We start from the raw sequence: 20,305 nt of genomic DNA on the forward strand, positions 1-20,305 counted from the left end.
CTATTCAATCTCCCCCACGTTATCGTCGTCGGTGGAGACGAAGTGTTGTATTTCGCCTTGCAGCAATTCCAAGGCACGCTCGAAGTCAAAGCGCTCAAGCTGCTGAGCGACCAGGTCCAAACGCTGGGCTAGCGCATCACCGAGCGACAGGCCACGCATCTCACCAAGCGCTCCAATGGCAGCGGTGTCGCTGTCAGCCAATAGCCGCCGGAGCCTGGCGAGCCGTCCACTGATTGTCGGCCCGGACGGCAGCGCCTGCTCGACTGATGCTGGATTTACCTCACCCAACCGCGACAACGCACTCAACACGGGCATCAAGTGCTGCTCAACCTCGGATAAATTCGACTGCACGACCTTACTCGGTTCGCCGGCCCGGCACGCTTGCTCAAGCTGTGCGGCCGCCTGCGCCACAGACTTGGCCCCAATGTTCCCGGCGTTCCCGCGCAAGGTATGAGCCATGCGCGTGGTTGCTGTTGGATCAGGGTCAGCGAGTGCTGCTTGAAACTGTTCGACGAAGCAAAATTGAGTCGCATGGAATTTGCGCAACAGTCGCAAGTAAAGGGCCTCCTTGCCCGAACAGGCGGTCAGCCCGGCGACCTTATCGATACCTTCGAGCTCAGTGGGCAACGATGCGGATATTTGGGGATCGTTCAACTCTTGCGCCTGCCCGCTACGACCGAGCCGTGGTTTGATCCACTTGGCCAGCGTGGCAAACATGGCGTCTACGTCCAATGGCTTGGACAGGTGGTCATTCATGCCACAGGCCAGGGCGCGTTCGCGATCCACTGCCATGGCGTCGGCGGTCATGGCGATGATCGGCAATGCCGCGAAGTTCGATTGCTGGCGAATCCTGCGGGTCGCTGTGTAGCCATCCATCACAGGCATCTGGCAGTCCATCAGTACGCCGTCGAAATCGCTGTCACGCGCCAGCAAATCGAGTGCCTGCTGACCATCGAAGGCCTGTTCGAGCTCGATGCCGGCCCCTTGCAGCAAATCACACGCCAGCTCCCTGTTCAGTTCGTTGTCTTCCACCAACAACAGGCGCCCGCCTTTCAAGCGCGCCATGTGGTCAGCGCTCTGCTCGTTGCGCTCACTGGCGCGGGTACCGGTTTGCGGCACTTTGCCGAACACCGTGCCGATGGATTCCAGCAAGGTGGACGGAGTCACCGGCTTGGTCAGCACCACCGGCAACTGCACGTGCTGGAGCTTGGCCTGTTCAAGCAACTCTTCGCGATCAAGGGCAGTGACCATGATGACTGACGGCGTGCGCGTCAGGTTGCTGGAACGCATCTGGCGGACGGTCTCCACCCCATCCATGCCTGGCATCCGCCAGTCCATCAGAACCAGGTCGAAAGGCAACGAAGCTTTCTCGGCCTGCACCAACATGCGCAGCGCCATGCGACCGCTTTCAGCCACGTCCACCTCCACACCGAAACTGTGTGCCATGACCGAAAGAATCTCACGGGCACTTGCGTTGTCGTCGACCACCAACACGCGGATGCCTAGCAGCTCGTCGGCGGTGAACATGCGCCGCGCAGGCGCCTCTGCCTGGATGCCCAGACTCACGCAAAAGTGAAACGTAGAGCCGATGCCCAGCGTACTTTCGACCCAGATGCGCCCATCCATCAATTCCACCAGACGTTTGGAAATCGACAAGCCCAGGCCAGTCCCTCCGTACTTGCGAGTCGTGGAACTGTCGGCCTGGATAAAGGACTGAAAAATCCTCTGGCATTGCTCTTCGCTCATGCCGATCCCCGTATCGCGCACCCAGAAATGCAGCTCGACCTTGCCCTCCTCACTCCCAACTCGTTCGATGCCCAGAACAATTTCACCGTGTTCGGTGAACTTCGTCGCGTTGTTGCCCAGGTTGGCCAGGACCTGGCCTAGCCGCAACGGGTCGCCGATCAGTGCGGTCGGCAGATTGGCGACCGTGCTGTAGAGCAGCTCCAGGCCTTTATCCTCGGCCTTCAGGCCCACCACATTGGTGAAATTCTCCAGCACGTCTTCCAAACGGAAAGGTATTAGTTCCAGATCCATCCTGCCGGCCTCGATCTTGGAGAAATCGAGGATGTCGTTGATGATTCCTAACAGGTTCTCCGCCGAGCGATGCACCTTCACGATGTAGTTGCGTTGTCGATTATCGAGCTCGGTGCGCAGTGCCAAATGACTCATGCCGATAATGGCGTTCATGGGCGTGCGGATTTCATGACTCATGTTGGCGAGGAATTCGCTCTTGGCGCGTGTCGCTTCTTCGGCGATTTCCCGGGCCAGTTGAACCTGCGCCTCGGCGGCTTTGCGGTCCGTGATGTCGTAATACCAACTGGCGCTGCTGCGTTCGCCGGGAATCAAGGGTACGGCCGAGAGCAAGACGTCGAAACGTTCTCCTGCGCTGCGCTGCAGGCTGGCCTCGAAATTTATAACCGCCCCTTTGGCGGCAGCGTCCAGGAATCGGCTGCGGGCTTGTGCATCGCACCAGAAGAGATTTTCATCCATCTCACCAAACTGCTCGCGGTCGACGCCGAACAGACTCTCCAGTTCCGGGTTGCAGTAACTCAAGCGACCCTCATCGTCACGGATCAGCATAGCCACCGGGCTACTGTCCAATACCGCACGCAACTGCGTTTCGCTGGACTTGAGCGCCGCCTGCATTTGCCGTCGCTCACTGACGTCGCGGACCGAAGCGCAAATGCACGTGCCACGCCCCTCCAGCAGCGGCAAGTGCGACAGGCCGATCTCTACGGAAAACAGACTGCCATCCTTGCGAAGGCCTTTGAGGTCATCCAGTTTCGCGCCCATCTGCCGGGTGCTGCCATGGGCGATGAAACCATTGCGCAACGTCACATGGCGCCCGCGCGCCGCGTCAGGCACCAGCCGTTCGATGGCCTCGCCCACCAATTCGCCCGGGGCATAACCGAACAGCGTGTCCAGCTGCGGGTTGGTTATCAGGATCTCGCCTTCGGCATTGATGACGATCATCCCGTCCGGTGCCGCCTCAAGGATCGCGCGATACCAGGCCTTGGTGGCACGCAATGCGCTCTGCTGCGCTTCCAGTTCCTTCGACTGCAGCTCCAGCCGCAAAGCCTGCTCGCCCATTTCATCGGCCTGGCGCCGAGTCTCGACCAGCAAGGATTGCACCGCCAGATGACGCTCCATCACCGCCATGGCCCCGGCCAGGCGTGGCATGGCCTCCTGCAAAAGCGACTGTTCACGGGGGCCCAGCGGTTGATGACCCGCCAGTTCGAGCACGCCGAGCAGACGTTCACCACGCACAACTGGTTGCACCAGCAGATAGCTGGCGGGCACTTCCCCCAGCTGCGAATGCAAGCGTCCGAATGACTGCGTCAGCCCCTGCAATTCACGGGACGCTCGATCCAGTGCACATTGCCCCAGGAGACCGGCTCCGAAAGTCACCGTGGACGCCGGCGGGGAATCAGGATCGGTCGCGTAACTGCCAATCAGTTGCAGGCTTTCATTATGTTCTTGCACGCTATAAAGCACGCCCCGACTAATGCCGAGCATGCTCGCCATATGCCGCAAAAAGACCTGAGCCAGCTCGCTAGGAGTTTCTGCTTGCGGCAGGTTGGTCTGAAGTAGTTCGGCTTGCGCCTTGACCCAGCGTTGGCGCTCCAATTGTTGCGACTCGGTCTGTAGCGTTGCGATGGCACGCGCCAGATCGCCGGTTTCATTTTGCAGATCGGTATGGGGAATCGTCCCGTCCAGTCGGCCGGCGGTCAGCTCGTCAACGGCGGCGCGAACCCGGTAAAGGGGCAGGCGAATCGAGCGACTGATCAACCAGCCCATCAGCAACGCCAGTGTCAGGCCGCCCAGTAACAATTGATAAGTGAGCCGGGTGCTGCGCCCGGCAAATTCTGCGATCTGTTTGGCTGTGTCATGAATGGAGGCCTGTTTGGCTCCCGCCATTTGTTTGAGCAAGTCGTCCACGCGCTCATCCAGCCCTTGGAACAGGACGCTATTGATCAGCCGCGAGGCTTGCGCTTGATCCCCTGCACCGGCCAGTTGCAGTGCTGCCTCACCGTCTTGCAGCAAACGCTTCAACAAAACCTCGAACGTGGCGAACCGCTCCTGGTTTTCCTGGCGCCAGAGGGTCGGCTGTGCCAGCTGCAACGCTTCTTGAAGATTTTTTCGAGCCTCACGAAATTGCTCGACGCCCTTGCTACGAACAACTTCGCTGTCGCCGTTGACGGCATGCTGTAAACCCTGCACAAGATGCGGCATCTGCACCCTCGCTTCCTGCAAGTGTTCCATGCCCGCCAACTCTTGCTGATACAGCCGCCGCATATCCGCTTTCAAAGAGTCCTGGGTTCGCAGGCTCTGCACGCCGAGCACAAGAACCAGCGCGCCTAACGCCGCGAAACCGAGGATCAACTTGATCCGCAGCGGCAGTCGTTCCAGCAAAGCGAGCACTCTGGTCATAGCAATTCCTGTTGATGAAAAACCGGCGAGTCGACCGTTCAGGGTTTCTGGGCAGTGCGGTGCAGGTCCATCAGCATGGCCATGTCCTGATCGCTGTCTTGAAAACGTTCCGCAATGACGTGGAATTGCTCGGCACTGGCAAGGAATGCATCACAGACATCTGGATCGAAGTGAGTCGCGCGCCCCTGTCGAATGATGTCCAGCGCCTGTTCATGCGGCATTCCCGCCTTGTACACGCGCCGGCTGATCAGCGCGTCATACACATCCGCCACTGCCATCAATCGGGCGCTGATCGGAATTTGTTCGCCAGCCAGCCCCTGCGGGTAGCCGCTGCCATCCCACTTTTCCTGGTGGCTATAGGCGATTTCCTTGGCCACGCGCAGGAAGTCCACCGAAATTCCCAATTGATCTTCGGCACGCTGAATGGCATCACGGCCCAGGGTGGTATGGGTCTTCATGATCTCGAATTCTTCCGGGGTGAAACGCCCCGGCTTGAGCAGGATGTGATCAGGAATACCGATTTTGCCGATATCGTGCAGCGGTGCCGACCTGAACAGCTGGCGGATGCTGTCATCGTTCAGGAATAGATTGAAACGCGGATGATCGCGCAGCAGTTCGGCCAGCAGCTTGACGTAATGTTGGGTGCGACGGATATGGTTGCCCGTCTCGTTGTCGCGTGTCTCCGCCAGCGAAGCCATGGCCTGGATCGTGACGTCCTGTATCGCCACCACCTCACGGGTGCGGCGCTGGACCTCCTGCTCCAGAAAATCGTTTTGATCACGAAGAAAGTCAGCTGCGGCCTTGATCTTCAGCTGGGTCTGCACCCGAGCCAGGACCAATGGCGGGCTGATGGGCTTGGTGATGTAGTCGACCGCGCCCAACTCCAGGCCCTGGATTTCGTTTTCCATTGACGCCATTGCGGTCAGGAAAATGATTGGGATAGCGCGAGTGCGAGGATCCTGTTGCAACTGCCGGGCGACCTCATGACCCGACAGCCCTGGCATCATGATGTCGAGAAGGATCAGATCCGGCAGTGGACTGTTTTGCAATACCCGCAACGCCGCTTCGCCACTGTTGGCAGCCTTGACCCGATACCTGTCGCTGAGCAGGTCGGCCAACAGCATCAGATTGTCTGGCGTGTCATCGACCACCAGAACGGTGGCGGCAGGATAAACATCCTGTTCAATACCCATGTCTTTTGGCTCCGCTGCCCAATGAAGGACCGTGCGAAGTCCCTCCACTGCAAACAAGCGTAGCTCTATTCATTGCAATTGCTGATTGAAGCGATACTGGCCCAGCGCCAAGACATCCATCGCGGCGCAGTAAAATCCCTCGCGCTCTTTGATACCGTTCAGGCCGCAGCAAAAAAACACCAGAGTCGGTTAGACGCTAGTGACAGGGATGGGATTGGAAAAATGCAGCGGATTTTGAAGTGGTGCCCCGAGCCGGAATCGAACCGGCACGCCCTGCGGCGGCAGATTTTAAGTCTGATGTGTCTACCAATTTCACCATCGGGGCATGGGAAATGCAAAAGCAGGCGCCGATTTAACCCTAAAACAAAACCAGAATCAATCACTTAGGAAATGAGGCACCCTTATGGCCATGAAAATCAATTTTACCAAGTCCACGTTGTACGATCTGAGGTGTCCGGACCGCAAAGCCGCCCCTCTTCACCCAATCCTATGAAGCCGCCACTGAAAAGGCGGCCTGGGAAAATCGGGAGGCAGCAATCAGGGGATCACCAGAGGGCGATGTCATAGGTAAAGTAGATCCGGTTGCTATCTCGGCCACGGGAATACTCAGAGCGGTAAACGTAGTTACGCAACCGCACACCCAGACCTTTGAAGGTGCCTTGTTGCACGACGTAAGCCAGTTCGGCGTCACGTTCCCATTCTTTTACCGTGGTGGTGGACTTACCGTCGTTGCCGCTCAGATACCGGGTGGAAAACGTCAAACCGGGTACGCCCAGAGCGACAAAGTTGTAGCCGTAGTTGAGCATCCATGTCTTCTCGTCCTCCTCGATGAACTTGCCTATACCGGCGTTGCTGAACGAGTAAACCGTTGCACCGCTGATATAGGGCAAACTAGCGTCGCCATCGAGGGTCTGGTATCCGCCACCGAAGGTATGACCAGAGATGGCGTAGGACAGCTGCCCGCTCAGCATGTTGTTGTCGATCTTGCCGCCGTAGGCGGAGCCGGTATCGACACTGTTGAAATAGCGCAAGTCACTGGTCAGTACGCCGCCTCCCAGGGGTAGGTCGTGCTGGATACCTGCGAAATTCTGTCGGTAAAAGTTTTCCAGTTCGCCGTAGAAGTAACTCAAACGAATGCTCTTCCCCAGCTTGTATTCGGCGCCTGCATAGCTGAAGTCGCCTGATTTATCTCCGCCGTAACCGTCGGGCACAATCGGCATGCTGTCGCTGGAATCTCGCAGTTTGAATCGATCCAGGTAGCCCCCGGTGAGGGTGAGGTTTTCGATGTCGACGCTACTGATCTGTGTGCCTTGGTACGTTTGCGGCAACAGACGCGCATCGTTGTAGATCAGCACTGGTGTCTTGGGTAACAAGGTGCCGTATTTAACTGTGGTCTTGGCCAATTGGGCTTTGGCACTCATACCCAGACTTGCGAATTCGTCAGCCGCACGACCGTCATCATGCACGGGCAACAAGCCAGTGCCACTGCGACCACGGCCGGAATCGAGCTTGACCCCGAGCAGGCCGAGGGCATCAACACCAAACCCGATAGTGCCAGGCGTAAATCCCGACTGGTAATCCAACAGAAATCCCTGGGCCCACTCGGTTCGTTCGCTCTTCGCCTTCCTTGCTGATCTGGCACTTAAACCATGCTCGTCGCGGAAATTCTCATTGAAGTAGACGTTGCGCAATTGCAGCTTAAGCTTGCTGTCATTGATAAACCCTTCTGCACTGGCGCTGGTCAGCGGCAACAAACCGAGAAAGGAAAACAGCGCCCGTTGGGTAAACAAAGTGGTCATAGCGAACTACTCATTGTTGTTATTTGGAGTGCAGAACAGCGCACGCCTCACTGGTGAGGCGCGTCAGGAGAAACAGGTGGCGTGGTTGAATCAGGTGAAGAGACTAATCGCACCGGTCAATAGAGCTATCGCCGTGATCACCAGGGAAGTCAGCACAGCCCATTTGACGGTGGCTTTCTGGAAATCGCCGATATCGCGGTCAACCATCCCCACCAGCAACAGCGTCGAAGCCACGAGAGGGCTCATCAGGTGCACAGGTTGTCCGAGTATCGAGGCCCGGGCGATTTCAACCGGGTCGATGCCATAGGCTGCGGCCGCGTTAGCCAGAATCGGTACCACCCCAAAGTAGTAAGCATCGTTGGAAAGAACAAAGGTCAACGGCATGCTGGTGATCGCCACCACCAGTGGGAACAGGTGACCCCAGGATGGCGGAATCCAGTCCACCAGCGTTTGCGCCAGGGAGTCGACCATCTTGGTTCCCGAGAAGATCCCGGCAAAGATACCGGCAGCAAACACCAAAAGTACGACGGTCATGGCGTTGCCCGAATGGGCGAGAATGCGCTCTTTCTGAATATCCAGTTGCGGGTAGTTGATCATCAGTGCCAGCACAAAGCCGATCAGGAACAGGATCGCCGAGTGCATGAGCCCCATTACCAGCGCGACCATGACCGCGATCACCAGCAACAGGTTCACGTATGCAAGTTTAGGCCGCTTGTGTGGGGTATCGCCCAGGATCGCGTCGATGTAGCAATTACCGCCACCGCTCTGTAGCTGCACATTGCCGATGCGTTTACGCTCGGCACGGCCCAGGAGGAAAGCAGAGAACACCACCCACATCGCGCCGCCGATCATGGTCGGCAGCAAGGGAACGAAGTACTCGCCGGCATCCAGGCCCAGCGCCGCGATCGCCCTTGTTGCGGGCCCACCCCATGGGGTCATGCCACTCATGATGCTCAAGGACAACATGGCGATGGTCGCCAGAATCATCGGGTTCATGCCGATACGCTTATACAACGGCAGCATTGCCGCGCAGGTGATCATGTAGGTGGTTGTGCCGTCGCCGTCGAGGGCGACCACCAGTGACAGCAGCGCGGTGCCGATAGCGATTTTCATTGGATCGCCGTTTACACGCTTGAGGATTTTGCGAATCAACGGGTCGAACAACCCGGCATCAATCATCAGTCCGAAGAACAGAATGGCGAACAGCAGAAGCGCAGCCGAAGGCGCAACCATCTTCAGGCCGTCGAGCATCATCTTGCCCGTAGTGCCGCCAAAACCGCCAATCACCGCAAACACAATCGGCACCACAGTCAGGGCGACAATCGGCGATAGGCGTTTCGACATTATCAGGTAGGTGAAAACCACCACCATGGCCAAACCAAGAAATGCGAGCATAGGTCAGTTCTCTTGTTCTTATCAGTAGCGTGGCCGATGCGCAGGCGCACGGCCTCGAACCCGCCAGACGGGAGGATCAACCTGGCGGGGAATTGAATGAAATAATTGCTGGGTTTTTTAGCCGTGTCCGGTCAGACGTGTTCTGTGACCTTGCGACCATCCCAGTTTTCACTCTGGGTCTGGGTCTGGGCGGACGACGGTTCGCCGTCAAGAGTCCGCATCAGTGTCTCGCGATCGCAAGCGTTCTCCGAGATGGACATCACCACGGTAGCCACAGCGTTGCTTGCCAGACTAGTCAAGGCCCGGGCTTCCGACATGAAGCGGTCGATTCCGATCAGCAAGGCAAGGCCGGCCAAGGGAATGTCATGGATCACAGTCAGTGTCGAAGCCAGTGCGACAAAACCGGCTCCGGTCACACCTGCGGCCCCCTTCGAGGACAACAGCATGATGGCCAGCATGGTCACGGTCTGTGTCAGGCTTAGCTCGATGTTGCAGGCCTGAGCAATGAATACCGCTGCGAGGGAGAGGTAGATCGCCGTACCGTCGAGGTTAAACGAGTATCCCGTTGGCAGCACCAACCCCACCACGCCTTTCTTGCAACCCAGGGCTTGCAGCTTTTCCAACATCCGCGGCATCACCGGCTCGGTGGAGGAAGTCCCGAGCACTACCAGGAACTCTTCGCGCAAGTAGCGCAGCAACTTCCAGAGACTGAAGCCATTGGCCCGGCAAATGCTCCCCAGCACCACAAAGACGAAGAAGGCACAGGCTACGTACAAGGTCATGATCAGCTTGGCCAAGGAGCCCAACGATGTAATACCGTACTGGCCTACGGTGAACGCCAAAGCGCCAAATGCACCGATCGGAGCGAAGCGCATCAGATAGGAGAATATTTTGAACACCATGTGCGAGGCAGATTCCAGTACATCCAGTACCGGCTTGCCGCGCTCGCCGATGGCCGACAGCGCAAAACCGCAAAGCACCGCGATGAACAACACCGGCAGCACTTCACCCTTATTGAAAGCACCAATGAAGGTTTCCGGGATGATGTGCATGAAAAACTCGACCACTCCCAGCTTCGCGGCAGAATCGGTGTACTGCGACAGTCCCTCGGTGCTCAAGTGGGCAGGGTCAATATTCATGCCCACACCGGGTTTGAACAGGTAGACCGACACCAGGCCGATGATCAGGCTGATCACGGTCAGCGCCAGGAACAGCAGCATGGTCTTGCTCAACAGACGCCCGAGTGAGCGTTTGTCGCTCATGCCGGCGATACCGGTGACGATCGTGCAGAACACCACCGGAGCGATCATCATCTTGATCAACTTGATGAAGGCGTCACCAAGTGGTTTCAAGGCAATGGCCTGTTGCGACCAAAAATGCCCGACCAGCACACCCAACAGCACGGCGAGGAGAATCTGGAAGTAGAGCGATTTTACAACTTTCATGGCATCACCCATTTTTAGAATTGTGCTGATGCAAGAACGGCAATGACCAGGGGAGATTATCCGGCAAGTCGTTGGGAAGCCGTGGCGTAGACAAAACCGGAGAACAGCCTGCGCGATGTACGCACCACTGAGGCACGAATTGTCTCACCCTGAGCGCCGGTGTAGGACAGTACGACATCTATCCCGCCACTTGGATGTTCAATGCGTACTTGCTTCATGCGCGGCTCGCTAATCCCGCCGAGCAATTGCGCGACCACACTGTCTTCAGTGACACAAGCGGTGGCTAGGCCGATGGAACCGGTGATCGCCAAGGCCCGATGGCAGTTGTGTGGCATGAAGTAGCGCACCTGGATTGTGCCGCCAGCCTTGGCCGGTGACACGAGTACTGGCTTGGGAATCACTTTGTCGCTGACGTCACCCAGGCCCATTACCAAGCCGGCTTGCAGTCGCAAGGACTCCAGGCGACGCAGGAACTCTTTGTCGGCATCCAGTTCAGCAGGACTTTCATCGCCGCGCTTACCCAGTTGGCCGGCTTCGACGATCATCATCGGCATCGCCATGTCGATGCAGGTTACTGGAATACCGTCGATCAAATCCTGCGTTTGCCCAGTAGGGAAAAGTTTGCCGGTCTTGCTGCCCGCAGCATCCAGGAAGGTCAGTTGCACAGGAGCGGCGGTACCCGGCACGCCATCGATGGCGGTGTCACCTTCATAGCTGACCTTCCCACCGGGCGTCTGTACCTCGGCGTTCACAAAAGTCCCCGTGTTGAGGTTACGAATACGCACACGGGTCAGGTCTTTGGAAGCTTTTACCAGCCCCTGCTCAATGGCGAACGGGCCAACGGCGCAAAGCATATTGCCGCAATTAGGCGCGGTGTCGACTCGACGCTGGGAAACCATGACTTGGACGAACAGATAGTCGACATCCGCCTCAGGATGCAGCGACGGGCTAACGATCGCCACCTTGCTGGTTTGCGGGCTACCGCCACCGATACCGTCAATTTCCAGCTCATGGCCAGAACCCATAACGTTGAGCAGCAGTTCGTCACGGTCTTCGATCGCAACAGGTAGATCCCAGGCAAGGAACACTGGGCCTTTGGAAGTACCACCGCGCATTAGCACACAGGGAATTCGTTGCATGAATACTGACTCTTGTTGATCAATCGGGGTAATTGATGTCTTGTGAGCAAGAGTCGCAGGCTTTAAAAATTGTTTCCAATGCAAATATCAGCCTGATTATTGCGTTTCACGAATGATGGATTTAGGCTGACTGGGCGTAACAACTCTCGGATTGTGAGACGAAAAAGTGAATTATGAGCTCAATGACATCCGATCTTTCGTGAAGATCGCAGAACTTGGAAGCTTCCATGAAGCTGCCGATGCATTGCATCTTTCTCAACCCGCATTGAGTCGGAGAATGAAAAAGCTTGAAGAGGGATTGGGGACAGCGCTTCTGGATCGCACGACAAGAAGGGTAAGCCTCACCAGCGTTGGGCGAGACTTCCTGCCCAAGGCGCGACGCTTACTGGATGACTTCGACGACTCGATACTTAACATCCGAGAGCTGGCGGAGCGGCAGAGCGGCCGTGTAACCCTTGCCTGTATCCCCACCGCAGCCTTTTACTTCCTCCCTTCAGTAATCCGCCTCTACAACGAGCGCTATCCACAAATTCGCATTCGCTTGCTTGATCTCAGTGCGAACGAAGGACTGGAGGCTGTACTGCGTGGCGAAGCCGACTTTGGCATCAACATGATGAGCGGCCAACACCCAGACATAGAGTTCGTGCCGTTGGTCAACGAGCCTTTTGTTTTGGCTTGTCGACGCGATCATGAACTGGCCGAGCGTAGCGAGGTAACCTGGTCTGAACTTAGCAACTACCGCCTTATCGGGGTCGGTCGCCTAAGCGGTAACCGCATGCTGCTTGACCACGCTTTGTCCGGCTTGAGCTGGCGTCCGCAATGGTTCTATGAGGTGCAACACCTATCTACATCGCTGGGCCTGGTGGAAGCTGGCTTAGGCGTTTCGGCAATGCCGAGCCTCGCAATGCCTGCTGTGGATCATCCAACATTGGTGAGCGTTCCTTTGATAGAGCCTATTGTGAACCGATCGTTGGGACTGGTTTATCGAAGAGGCGCCTCACTCTCTCCAGCAGCAGAAAAATTCGTCTCAATACTGCTGGAGCAATGGGAGAAATGACCTCAATCTTCCTGCTTTTTTGAGTTGAGACAATATCGTCCAGCGCAGGAGTCAACGGTCGCAGAAGGGATTAAAAAAGTCTTAATAAGCTTTGTTCTCAACCAAGCAATTGCCTCCATCCACCACGAGCAACTCACCTGTGATGTAACTCGCTTCAGGTGAAGCCAAGAATACAACGGCAGCGGCCACTTCCTCTGGCCGACCCGCCCTTCCAAGGGGTGTAGAGCGTGCTGCTTTTACTTCATCAGGAGTGCTCGACCCTGTAGCTATCCAACCAGGGGCTACCGAATTCACCGTGATACCAAATTGAGCAACCTCAAGGGCAAGGCTCATGTTCATCCCTACCATTCCGGCCTTAGCTGCACTATAAGCAGCCTCTCCTGGATTACTGGCTCGGGTGCCTGTAGTTGAGCTGATGTTCACTATGCGGCCATATCCTCTAGCCCGCATCCCAGGCAACACCCCTTGAGTTAACAGGAACGCAGTTGTCAGATTTCTAGCGATGGAAAGATTCCAGGTTTCGAGGCTCGTATTCGTGAACTCGGCGAACGGTTCAGGACTCCCTTGCATCGCCATACCGGCATTATTTACAAGAATATCGATGCGGCCCCAGACGGCCTCAGCCCAAGCGACGAACTCACTAACCTGGGTTTCCTGAGTTAAGTCTACCGGTCGACCCTCTGCTTCGAAGCCGGCGGCGCGTAACTCCGCAACCCGCTCAGTGATGCGTGCGCTGCTTGCCGTGACAATCAGCTTGGCCCCTTGAGCCCCAAGACGATGGGCAATTGCCATACCGATTCCGATCTGACTGCCCGCACCGCTCACAAGCGCCACCTGCCCTGCCCAACTTGAATTCATCGTCCTGGCCCTTTTGAAGGTTTGCGAAATGCATAATGGAGATGTAGCAGATAGCCGGAATCATCTGTTGAGGATTTGGTTACTGAGGTCGATATCTGCAAATAAAAAGGGCCCTTCAACGGCCCTTTTGTACTCAAACCAAAATCACTTTGTCAGCCAGGACTCAATGGTCGCGGAGCCATACTGAGCCTTCCGATATTCAAGGATTGGACATCAACTGGATTACAACGTGTATGAAATGCCGACCTGTACCGTTCTTGGGGCCCCTGGATAGGCATAGACATTGCCGAACGCCCCTTCCTCATAGTCTTCGTCAGTTAAGTTCTTCACATCCAGGTTGATCCTGATCCTTTCGTTGACCTTGTAATAGCTGAGTAGGTCGACGACGGTGTAGCTGCCCATTGAAAATGCTGTGTTGGCTGTCTGCCCTTCGCGCTCATCTACGTACTTCAGACCTGTGCCCAGACCCAAGCCCTTAAATACGCCATCCTGGAACTCGTAGACGTTGAGCAGGCTGAAGCTGTTCTGCGGAATGTTCATCAGTCGGGTGCCGGACTTGATGACGTTGTCCTTGGTCACTTCCGCATCGACATAGGCGTAACCGCCAATCACCCGCCATTGCGGAGTCAGGTTGCCGGCAACGTTCAGGTCGAAACCACGGCTGCGCACCTCGCCTGCCGCCACACTGAAGGTAGAGTCCACAGGATCGGTGGTGAGTACGTTGCGCTTTTCAATCTGGTAGATCGCCGCGTCGACACTCAATTGACTGTCCAGCGCTTCCCACTTGATACCCAACTCATAGGATTTGCCTTTTTCCGGTTCGAAACCACCGCCTTGACGACTGGCACCCGTGTTGGGCTTGAACGAGCGGGCCGTATTGGCATAGATCGCCACGGTGTCGGTGAGATCGTAGGTCAGCCCTATGCGCGGGGTCACGGCATTGTCGCTGGCTTCCCAGCTTTTACCGCCCGGTACAAAGGTTTCGTAGTCATGTTCGAAGCGCTCGAAGCGGGCCCCGGCCAGGAGTTTCAAGCGCTCGGTCAATGCCACTTGATCCTGGAGGAAAGCGGCGTAGGTCTTGAGGTTTTCTTGATCGTTGGTCGGGGTTCGGGTCAAGGCTGGTCGAGGCTGGCCATACACCGGATTGAAGATATCAATCGGGTACGCACTCACCGCGCCGCTGGAGCGCTGAATGATCGACTTGTAGTCGTAATCTTCGAATTCGACACCGGTCAGCAAGGTGTGATCAAAACCGCCCGCCGTGAAATGCCCGGTGAGGTTGAGCTGAGTGTCTTTATCCGTCCATTCCAGCTTGCGGTAGTTAAAGTTGCGGCCCAAGGTGCGCCCGTCGGCCGCGACACCATTGGCCTCAACGGCATTGCCTTCAAGAGTGCCATCGAGCCATTGGAAACCACCACCCAACGTCCAGTTATCGCTCAGCAGGTGCTCGAAACGCAGCTGCGCCATGTTGTTGTCGTTGTGCAATTTGCCAACGTCTTTTTCGCCGAAGAAGGTATCGCGAGAGGCGGTGCCAATCTGATTCGGATAGCGCGTCACACCGCGATCAAGCGGATGGTTGTTGCGCATGAAGTCACCTTCGAAGATCACCTTGGTCTCATCGGTGACCTGCCAGCTCAGTACCGGCGTTACGCCGTAGCGCTCGGTTTCAACATGATCACGAAAGGTATCGCCGCCCTCACCGACCACATTCAGGCGATAGGCCAGGCGGCCTTCATCATCCAGCGGGCCGGAGGCGTCCAGCGTGCCACGCTTCATTCCCTGGTCATCGAGTTGGCTACCCAAGGTCACAACGGGCACGGCCAGGGGTTGTTTGGAAATGACGTTGAATGTGCCACCTGGGTCGCCTCGGCCATAGAGCATGGTCGCCGGTCCTCGCAACACTTCAAGCCGCTCGATGGAGTTCGCATCCGGCATGTTCGGATAACCACGGTTGATCGGAAAGCCGTTGCGGTAGAACTCGCCGGTGGTAAATCCACGCACCGTGAAAGTAGTCAAACCCTGGCCACCAAAGTTGTTGGCCCGCCCGACGCCGCCGGCATAGTCGAGCGCGTCCTGCAGCCGGGTGGCACTGATGTCCTCTACCACATCCTTGGGCACCACAGTTATGGATTGTGGTGTTTCGTGGATCGACGTGTCGGTACGCGTCGCACTGGCCGAACGCGTCGCACGATACCCATCCACCGGCCCCAAGGCCGTTTCAAAATCAGCAGTGCCAACGATGTCGGTCGCTTGCAGCTCCAGGCTGGCTTTATCGATTGTCGCTTCCTCAGCCCAGGAAGAAACGGAAAACGCCTGAAGCACACAGATAGAAACCAGAGTACGACGCATCGAAGAAACCTTGAGAAAATAGCCAAATGGGATGACATACATGCCAACAAATCGACGCGCATGGTATACAAAAAAATACGCTTTTAATACGTATTTGCATTCGCATTTGAAATGCGACATTCGGTTGTGCAAATCGCTATTCGAGTAATTCTTGACGAGAGTTTGGCAAGGTGGTGCAGAGCTTGCGGGAGATGGGTCTATTGAGAGCTGCGGCTCACAATTAGCCCCCAAGCGTTGATTTGGGGGGACTTTGAAAATATTTTACGGAGGGGGAAGCGTGCGCAGATGGGTGCTGGAGAAACTCCCGCTCCGGTGAAGCAGGTTCGCGACTGCCCTTTCAAGATTAAATCTTGCCGGACAGTGCAAATAAAAAAGCTCCGTAAATCATAGATCTACGGAGCTTGTTTAAATTGGAGGCCGAGGTCGGAATCGAACCGGCGTAGGTGGATTTGCAATCCACTGCATAACCATTTTGCTACTCGGCCTCAAACATCTGATGTCATGTAGCACAACATCAAACGCGTACAAACTTGGAGTAAGATTCATGATCTAACTCCTTGAAAACATTGAGCTTTTTCAGCGGTCAGTGCTTTCGATGGCGTGAATTATGTACTGATTTCCCGAGGCTGGCAACCCCTTGATTTCAAAAAAAATTCCGTCAGGTGGTTTCGATGTTTAAAGGGGTGCTCAACCCTTCCGGCCGGGTTCGTCTGTCACGTCTTCTACCGCGATCAACGGTTCAATGCCCCAGTCGCCATGCAGATACCAATCGTCTCCGATCATTTCGGCTGGATGCATTGTCCTGTCGGAGCCATTGCCGCACGCCAGGGAGTTTGCTGGACAGTACCTGTCGCAGCCCCAGCAAATGCGCTCGGGGTGCTTGGGGCTGATGGGAAAATTCTTGGCCATGTCGATCCCCGGCTTGCCTGTAGGATGTGCCCCCAACCTATATCGCTCGCGCAAAAACGACCTTGATACGGATCAAGGTATGGCTAAGCTTTGCTCTGCTGGGGAATCAGCCGCTTTCCCCCCTTGGGCGGCCAAAAAAAACACCTGGAGAAGCTACTTATGCCTGGTAAAAAAACTCCTGCCGAAGACCAAAGCCCTGTCCAATTGTCGACCTGGGATGATGAAGTCACGGAAAAATCACTCGATGCAGAAGCATTTGCCTCTCCCCCCGAATTGACCAATGCAGAACTGGTCCACCTTCGTGTCCGGGTGATTGCCCTGGAAAACCTGGTCATCGCGTTACTGACACAAGGTTCGGACCAACAATTGGCCGTCGCCCGCGAAATGGCCGCTTACATTTCACCCCGGCCCGGCTTCACCCAGCATCCTCTGACGATTCACGCGGCTGCGCAGATGAACGATTGCGTCGACCGTGCCGAGCGATTTCGAAAGCGCTCCCCGTCGTCCCAGGCTTAATCACTGCAAACTTGATAACAATCATTATTATTCGCAGGAAAGCTTCCTACACTCGGGCTCCCACTCGTCAGTGCCCAGGAAGACATCATGCGTACGACCTTTTCGCTGTCACTCGCCCTGCTGTTGCTAACACCGCTGGCTCAGGCCAAGGAATACCCGATAGGGGAACCGCAGCTGTGTCCGGGGCTGGAAGTCGGGGCGGTGTATTTGCAGCCGATCGAGATGGCGCCTGCCGGAATGATGCGGGCCACCGCGGATTCCGATGTGCACCTGGAAGCCGACATTCGCGCCACGGCGGACAATCGGCAAGGCTTTCAGGAAGGCAGTTTCGTGCCTTATCTGAATGTCTCGTTCAACCTGAAAAAACAGGGCAGCGAGAACGAACTCAAAGGCGATTTCCACGCCATGGTCGCCAATGACGGCCCGCACTATGGCGACAATGTAAAGCTGCTCGGTCCAGGTAAATATCAGCTGACCTTCACCGTCCTGCCACCTGGCGGTCATGGTTCCCTTGGCCGCCATACCGATAAGGAAACCGGCGTAGCCCCCTGGTTTGAACGCTGCGAATTGCACTACGAGTTCATCTACGCCGGTATCGGTAAAAAAGGCGGCTATTGAATGAAGCGTTTGCGGATTGCCTGGCTGATGCTTGCCGGAGCAGTAGCACCGTTCACAGCCTATGCCGAATTACCGAGCTATGAACTGTGCCTGCGCGATGGCCACTTCTCCCCTGCCTTGCTGGAGGTTCCGGCCGGTCAGCGCTTCAAGATCATCCTGAAAAATATCGGCCAAGGCCCGGCCGAATTCGAGAGCACGCCCTTGCGGGTTGAAAAAGTACTGTCGCCGGGCGTGACAACCTTCGTGGTCATTCACCCGCTCAGGCCCGGCCACTACCCCTTCTTCGACGAGTTCAATCCGCAACTGCCCGAGGGCGGCATCCTCGCGAAATAACCCGTTCCAACACGGAGTTTTCATGAATCAATCATTGTTCATTGTCTGGCGCGAAAGCGTCGAGGCGCTGCTGGTGATCGGCATTCTCCAGGCCTGGGTCAGCCAGCAGCCTCAGGCTGATCGACTGGCGAAGTACTTGTGGGCAGGCGTCGTGCTGGGATTGCTGTTCTCGAGCCTGCTGGCAGTGTTGATTCTGTTTGCCGGTGAGGCAATGAGCGGTTCAGCCAGCGAGTGGTTCCAGGCCGCACTCGCGTTGGTGGCCAGCTTGCTGATCGTGCAAATGGTCGGCTGGATGCATCGCCACGGGCGCACCCTCAAGCACGATTTGCGGCGACACGCCGATAGCCACCTGGCCCGGCAAGGTGGCGCAGGCCTGTTATTGCTGGCCATGCTTGCCGTCAGCCGCGAAGGCAGTGAAACGGTGGTGTTTCTCTATGGCGCCGGCGCTCAGTTACGAGGTCCGCAACTCGGCTTGTTCGCCATTGGCGGTGCAATGGGGCTGGCGCTATCGGCCCTGACCATTGCCCTGCTGCACAGCAGTCGACAGTTCATTTCGTGGCAACGATTCTTCGCCATCAGCGAAGCCGTTTTGCTGTTGCTCGGCGCGGCAATGCTGGTCAGTGGCACCGAGAGAATCGGCGGTCAATTACTCGCCATGGATTTGCCGGAGGCAATGTACAGCCTCGTTGGTGATGCGCTTTGGGACAGCAGTGCCGTGCTCAGCGACAGCCATGGCCTGGGTGGTTTCCTTGCCGGTTTTGCCGGTTATCGCGCGACGCCCAGCGGCATGACATTACTGGTGCTGGCAGGTTACTGGCTGACCGTCGGCGGATGGCTGCGTCAACGTGCTGCGGAAAAAGTCCCATGCCTGAACTGAGTCGCCACAATCGATGGCTGCAGCGCCTGGGCGACGGCATGCGTCGTCATGCTCCCGTCATTCGCGCTGTGCAGTGGGCCGTTGTACTGTTCTATGCGTTGTTGTTGGTGGTACCGGCGGTGTTGCCGCTGCCGGGCAGCCAGGCACGGATGCTCGATAACCTGACTCTGTTCGCGCAGTTTTTGTTTTGGGGGATCTGGTGGCCGTTCGTGCTGCTGTCGATCGTGCTGTTCGGCCGCCTCTGGTGTGGGGTTCTCTGTCCGGAAGGTTCACTCAGCGAATGGGCCAGCCATTACGGCAAAGGTTTGGGTGTGCCGCGCTGGTTGCGCTGGGGCGGCTGGCCAACCCTCGCGTTCTGCCTGACGACCCTCTACGGCCAGTTGATCAGCGTCTATGACTACGCCCAGGCGGCGCTCTTGATTCTGGGCGGCTCGACCGTCGCCGCGGTCGTTGTCGGGTTGCTGTTCGCCCGGGGCAAGCGGATCTGGTGCCGTTACCTGTGCCCGGTCAGCGGCGTCTTCGCCCTGCTCGCTCGCCTGGCTCCCGTGCATTTTCAGGTCGACGAACAACGCTGGATTGAAAACTCCGCACCGCGCCTGCCGCCGCCCAACTGCGCGCCTTTGCTCGATATCCGTCGCATGCAAGGTGCTAGTGATTGTCATGCCTGCGGACGCTGCAGCGGACAACGCGGCGCTGTTCAGCTGATCGCTCGCTCCAGCAATCAGGAAATTCTTCACGCGACGGCGCAGGCACTTTCACCGTGGGACGCGCGCTTATTGCTGTTCGGCGTGATCGGCCTGGCCATGGGCGCGTTTCAATGGACGGTCAGCCCATGGTTCGTCGCCCTCAAACAAACACTCGCCCAATGGCTGGTCGAGCACGACCAACTCTGGGCCCTGGAGGACAACGCGCCCTGGTGGCTGCTCACCCATTACCCACAGCTCAACGACAGTTTCAGTTGGCTAGACGGTTTCAGCATCGTCGTTTATCTGGGTTTGAGTTCGATGGTGTTGGGCACGGCGCTGATGATCCTTCTGCGCCTGACCGCGCGACTGGCGCAAGATCCTGCACTGTATTGGCCCCTGGCAATGACACTCACGCCCTTGGGTGGTGCAGGGTTGTTTCTCGGGCTGTCGGCCACAACGGTGAAATTGCTGCGCTATGAAGGGCTGCTGCTGGAATGGGTACAACCGGCCAGGGCTTGCGTGTTAATGGCCGCGATGGGCTGGAGCCTGTTGCTGGGATGGAAACGGCTGGATCGCGAAGGCATTTCCCAAGTTCGTCGCTGCGCTGGCAGCACTTGCCTGATACTCGCGATCGGCTTGGTAGGGGGCGGCTGGTGGTTGCAGTTCTGGGGCTGGTCTTGAGCACCCTCATCCACAA

15 protein-coding genes and 2 tRNA genes are annotated in these 20,305 nt (G+C 56.9%); 6 read left to right on the forward strand and 11 right to left on the reverse strand.

Annotation, left to right across the window (positions count from 1 at the left end):
* The 7 genes from ACQ4OB_RS02315 to ACQ4OB_RS02345 all read right to left on the reverse strand — a co-directional run bounded on the left by ACQ4OB_RS02315 (position 1) and on the right by ACQ4OB_RS02345 (position 11,405).
* Positions 1–4,434 (reverse strand): response regulator, encoded by a 4,434-nt coding sequence (locus ACQ4OB_RS02315; RefSeq protein WP_430955038.1) that lies wholly within the window; start codon positions 4,432–4,434, stop codon positions 1–3.
* A 38-nt stretch (positions 4,435–4,472) separates the two neighbouring features.
* A complete protein-coding gene (locus ACQ4OB_RS02320) occupies positions 4,473–5,627 on the reverse strand; it encodes an HD-GYP domain-containing protein (RefSeq protein WP_102614409.1) in 1,155 nt (384 codons plus the stop codon).
* Between the two features lie 240 nt (positions 5,628–5,867).
* Positions 5,868–5,952: transfer RNA gene (locus ACQ4OB_RS02325), tRNA-Leu, on the reverse strand.
* A gap of 220 nt (positions 5,953–6,172) precedes the next feature.
* Positions 6,173–7,426: an OprD family porin gene (locus ACQ4OB_RS02330; protein WP_430955039.1), complete on the reverse strand. Its 1,254-nt coding sequence runs from the start codon at positions 7,424–7,426 to the stop codon at positions 6,173–6,175.
* 90 nt (positions 7,427–7,516) lie between these two features.
* Complete coding sequence (locus tag ACQ4OB_RS02335; RefSeq protein WP_430955040.1) at positions 7,517–8,821, reverse strand: CitMHS family transporter; 1,305 nt, start codon at positions 8,819–8,821, stop codon at positions 7,517–7,519.
* A gap of 131 nt (positions 8,822–8,952) precedes the next feature.
* On the reverse strand, positions 8,953–10,278 hold the full coding sequence (gene dctA / locus ACQ4OB_RS02340) for a C4-dicarboxylate transporter DctA (protein WP_430955041.1): 1,326 nt from the start codon (positions 10,276–10,278) through the stop codon (positions 8,953–8,955).
* Positions 10,279–10,322: 44 nt separating this feature from the next.
* Complete coding sequence (locus ACQ4OB_RS02345) at positions 10,323–11,405, reverse strand: 4-oxalomesaconate tautomerase (protein WP_074876984.1); 1,083 nt, start codon at positions 11,403–11,405, stop codon at positions 10,323–10,325.
* Between the two features lie 166 nt (positions 11,406–11,571).
* Between ACQ4OB_RS02345 and ACQ4OB_RS02350 the strand changes: the two genes are divergently transcribed.
* Positions 11,572–12,462, forward strand: a complete 891-nt coding sequence (locus tag ACQ4OB_RS02350; protein WP_074876985.1) for a LysR family transcriptional regulator — start codon at positions 11,572–11,574, stop codon at positions 12,460–12,462.
* A gap of 81 nt (positions 12,463–12,543) precedes the next feature.
* On the opposite strand, the gene ACQ4OB_RS02355 is transcribed toward ACQ4OB_RS02350, so the two are convergent.
* The 4 genes from ACQ4OB_RS02355 to ACQ4OB_RS02370 all read right to left on the reverse strand — a co-directional run bounded on the left by ACQ4OB_RS02355 (position 12,544) and on the right by ACQ4OB_RS02370 (position 16,578).
* On the reverse strand, positions 12,544–13,320 hold the full coding sequence (locus tag ACQ4OB_RS02355; RefSeq protein WP_102614413.1) for an SDR family NAD(P)-dependent oxidoreductase: 777 nt from the start codon (positions 13,318–13,320) through the stop codon (positions 12,544–12,546).
* 222 nt (positions 13,321–13,542) lie between these two features.
* Complete coding sequence (locus ACQ4OB_RS02360) at positions 13,543–15,669, reverse strand: TonB-dependent siderophore receptor (protein WP_430955042.1); 2,127 nt, start codon at positions 15,667–15,669, stop codon at positions 13,543–13,545.
* 411 nt (positions 15,670–16,080) lie between these two features.
* Positions 16,081–16,154: transfer RNA gene (locus tag ACQ4OB_RS02365), tRNA-Cys, on the reverse strand.
* A 202-nt stretch (positions 16,155–16,356) separates the two neighbouring features.
* The gene (locus ACQ4OB_RS02370) at positions 16,357–16,578 is read right to left on the reverse strand and encodes a DUF3079 domain-containing protein (protein WP_074877108.1); all 222 of its coding nucleotides are present in this window, start codon (positions 16,576–16,578) and stop codon (positions 16,357–16,359) included.
* 159 nt (positions 16,579–16,737) lie between these two features.
* Here ACQ4OB_RS02370 and ACQ4OB_RS02375 point away from each other — a divergent pair, with 159 nt between their 5' ends.
* The 5 genes from ACQ4OB_RS02375 (at position 16,738) to ACQ4OB_RS02395 (ending at position 20,289) form a co-directional block, all read left to right on the forward strand.
* Positions 16,738–17,094, forward strand: coding sequence for a hypothetical protein (locus ACQ4OB_RS02375; protein ID WP_074877110.1), 357 nt, complete (start codon positions 16,738–16,740; stop codon positions 17,092–17,094).
* A gap of 87 nt (positions 17,095–17,181) precedes the next feature.
* Positions 17,182–17,712, forward strand: coding sequence for an iron transporter (locus ACQ4OB_RS02380; RefSeq protein ID WP_074877111.1), 531 nt, complete (start codon positions 17,182–17,184; stop codon positions 17,710–17,712).
* Entirely contained in the window at positions 17,713–18,045 is a 333-nt protein-coding gene (locus tag ACQ4OB_RS02385; protein WP_430955043.1) for a cupredoxin domain-containing protein, read from the forward strand.
* Positions 18,046–18,067: 22 nt separating this feature from the next.
* A complete protein-coding gene (locus tag ACQ4OB_RS02390; protein ID WP_430955044.1) occupies positions 18,068–18,922 on the forward strand; it encodes an FTR1 family iron permease in 855 nt (284 codons plus the stop codon).
* Positions 18,910–20,289 (forward strand): 4Fe-4S binding protein, encoded by a 1,380-nt coding sequence (locus tag ACQ4OB_RS02395; RefSeq protein ID WP_430955045.1) that lies wholly within the window; start codon positions 18,910–18,912, stop codon positions 20,287–20,289. The genes ACQ4OB_RS02390 and ACQ4OB_RS02395 overlap by 13 nt, the downstream gene beginning before the upstream one ends.
* Positions 20,290–20,305 lie beyond the last annotated feature (16 nt).

The sequence above is a fragment of the Pseudomonas sp. ES4 genome, assembly GCF_050586665.1.
In the GTDB taxonomy this organism is placed as follows: domain Bacteria; phylum Pseudomonadota; class Gammaproteobacteria; order Pseudomonadales; family Pseudomonadaceae; genus Aquipseudomonas; species Aquipseudomonas frederiksbergensis.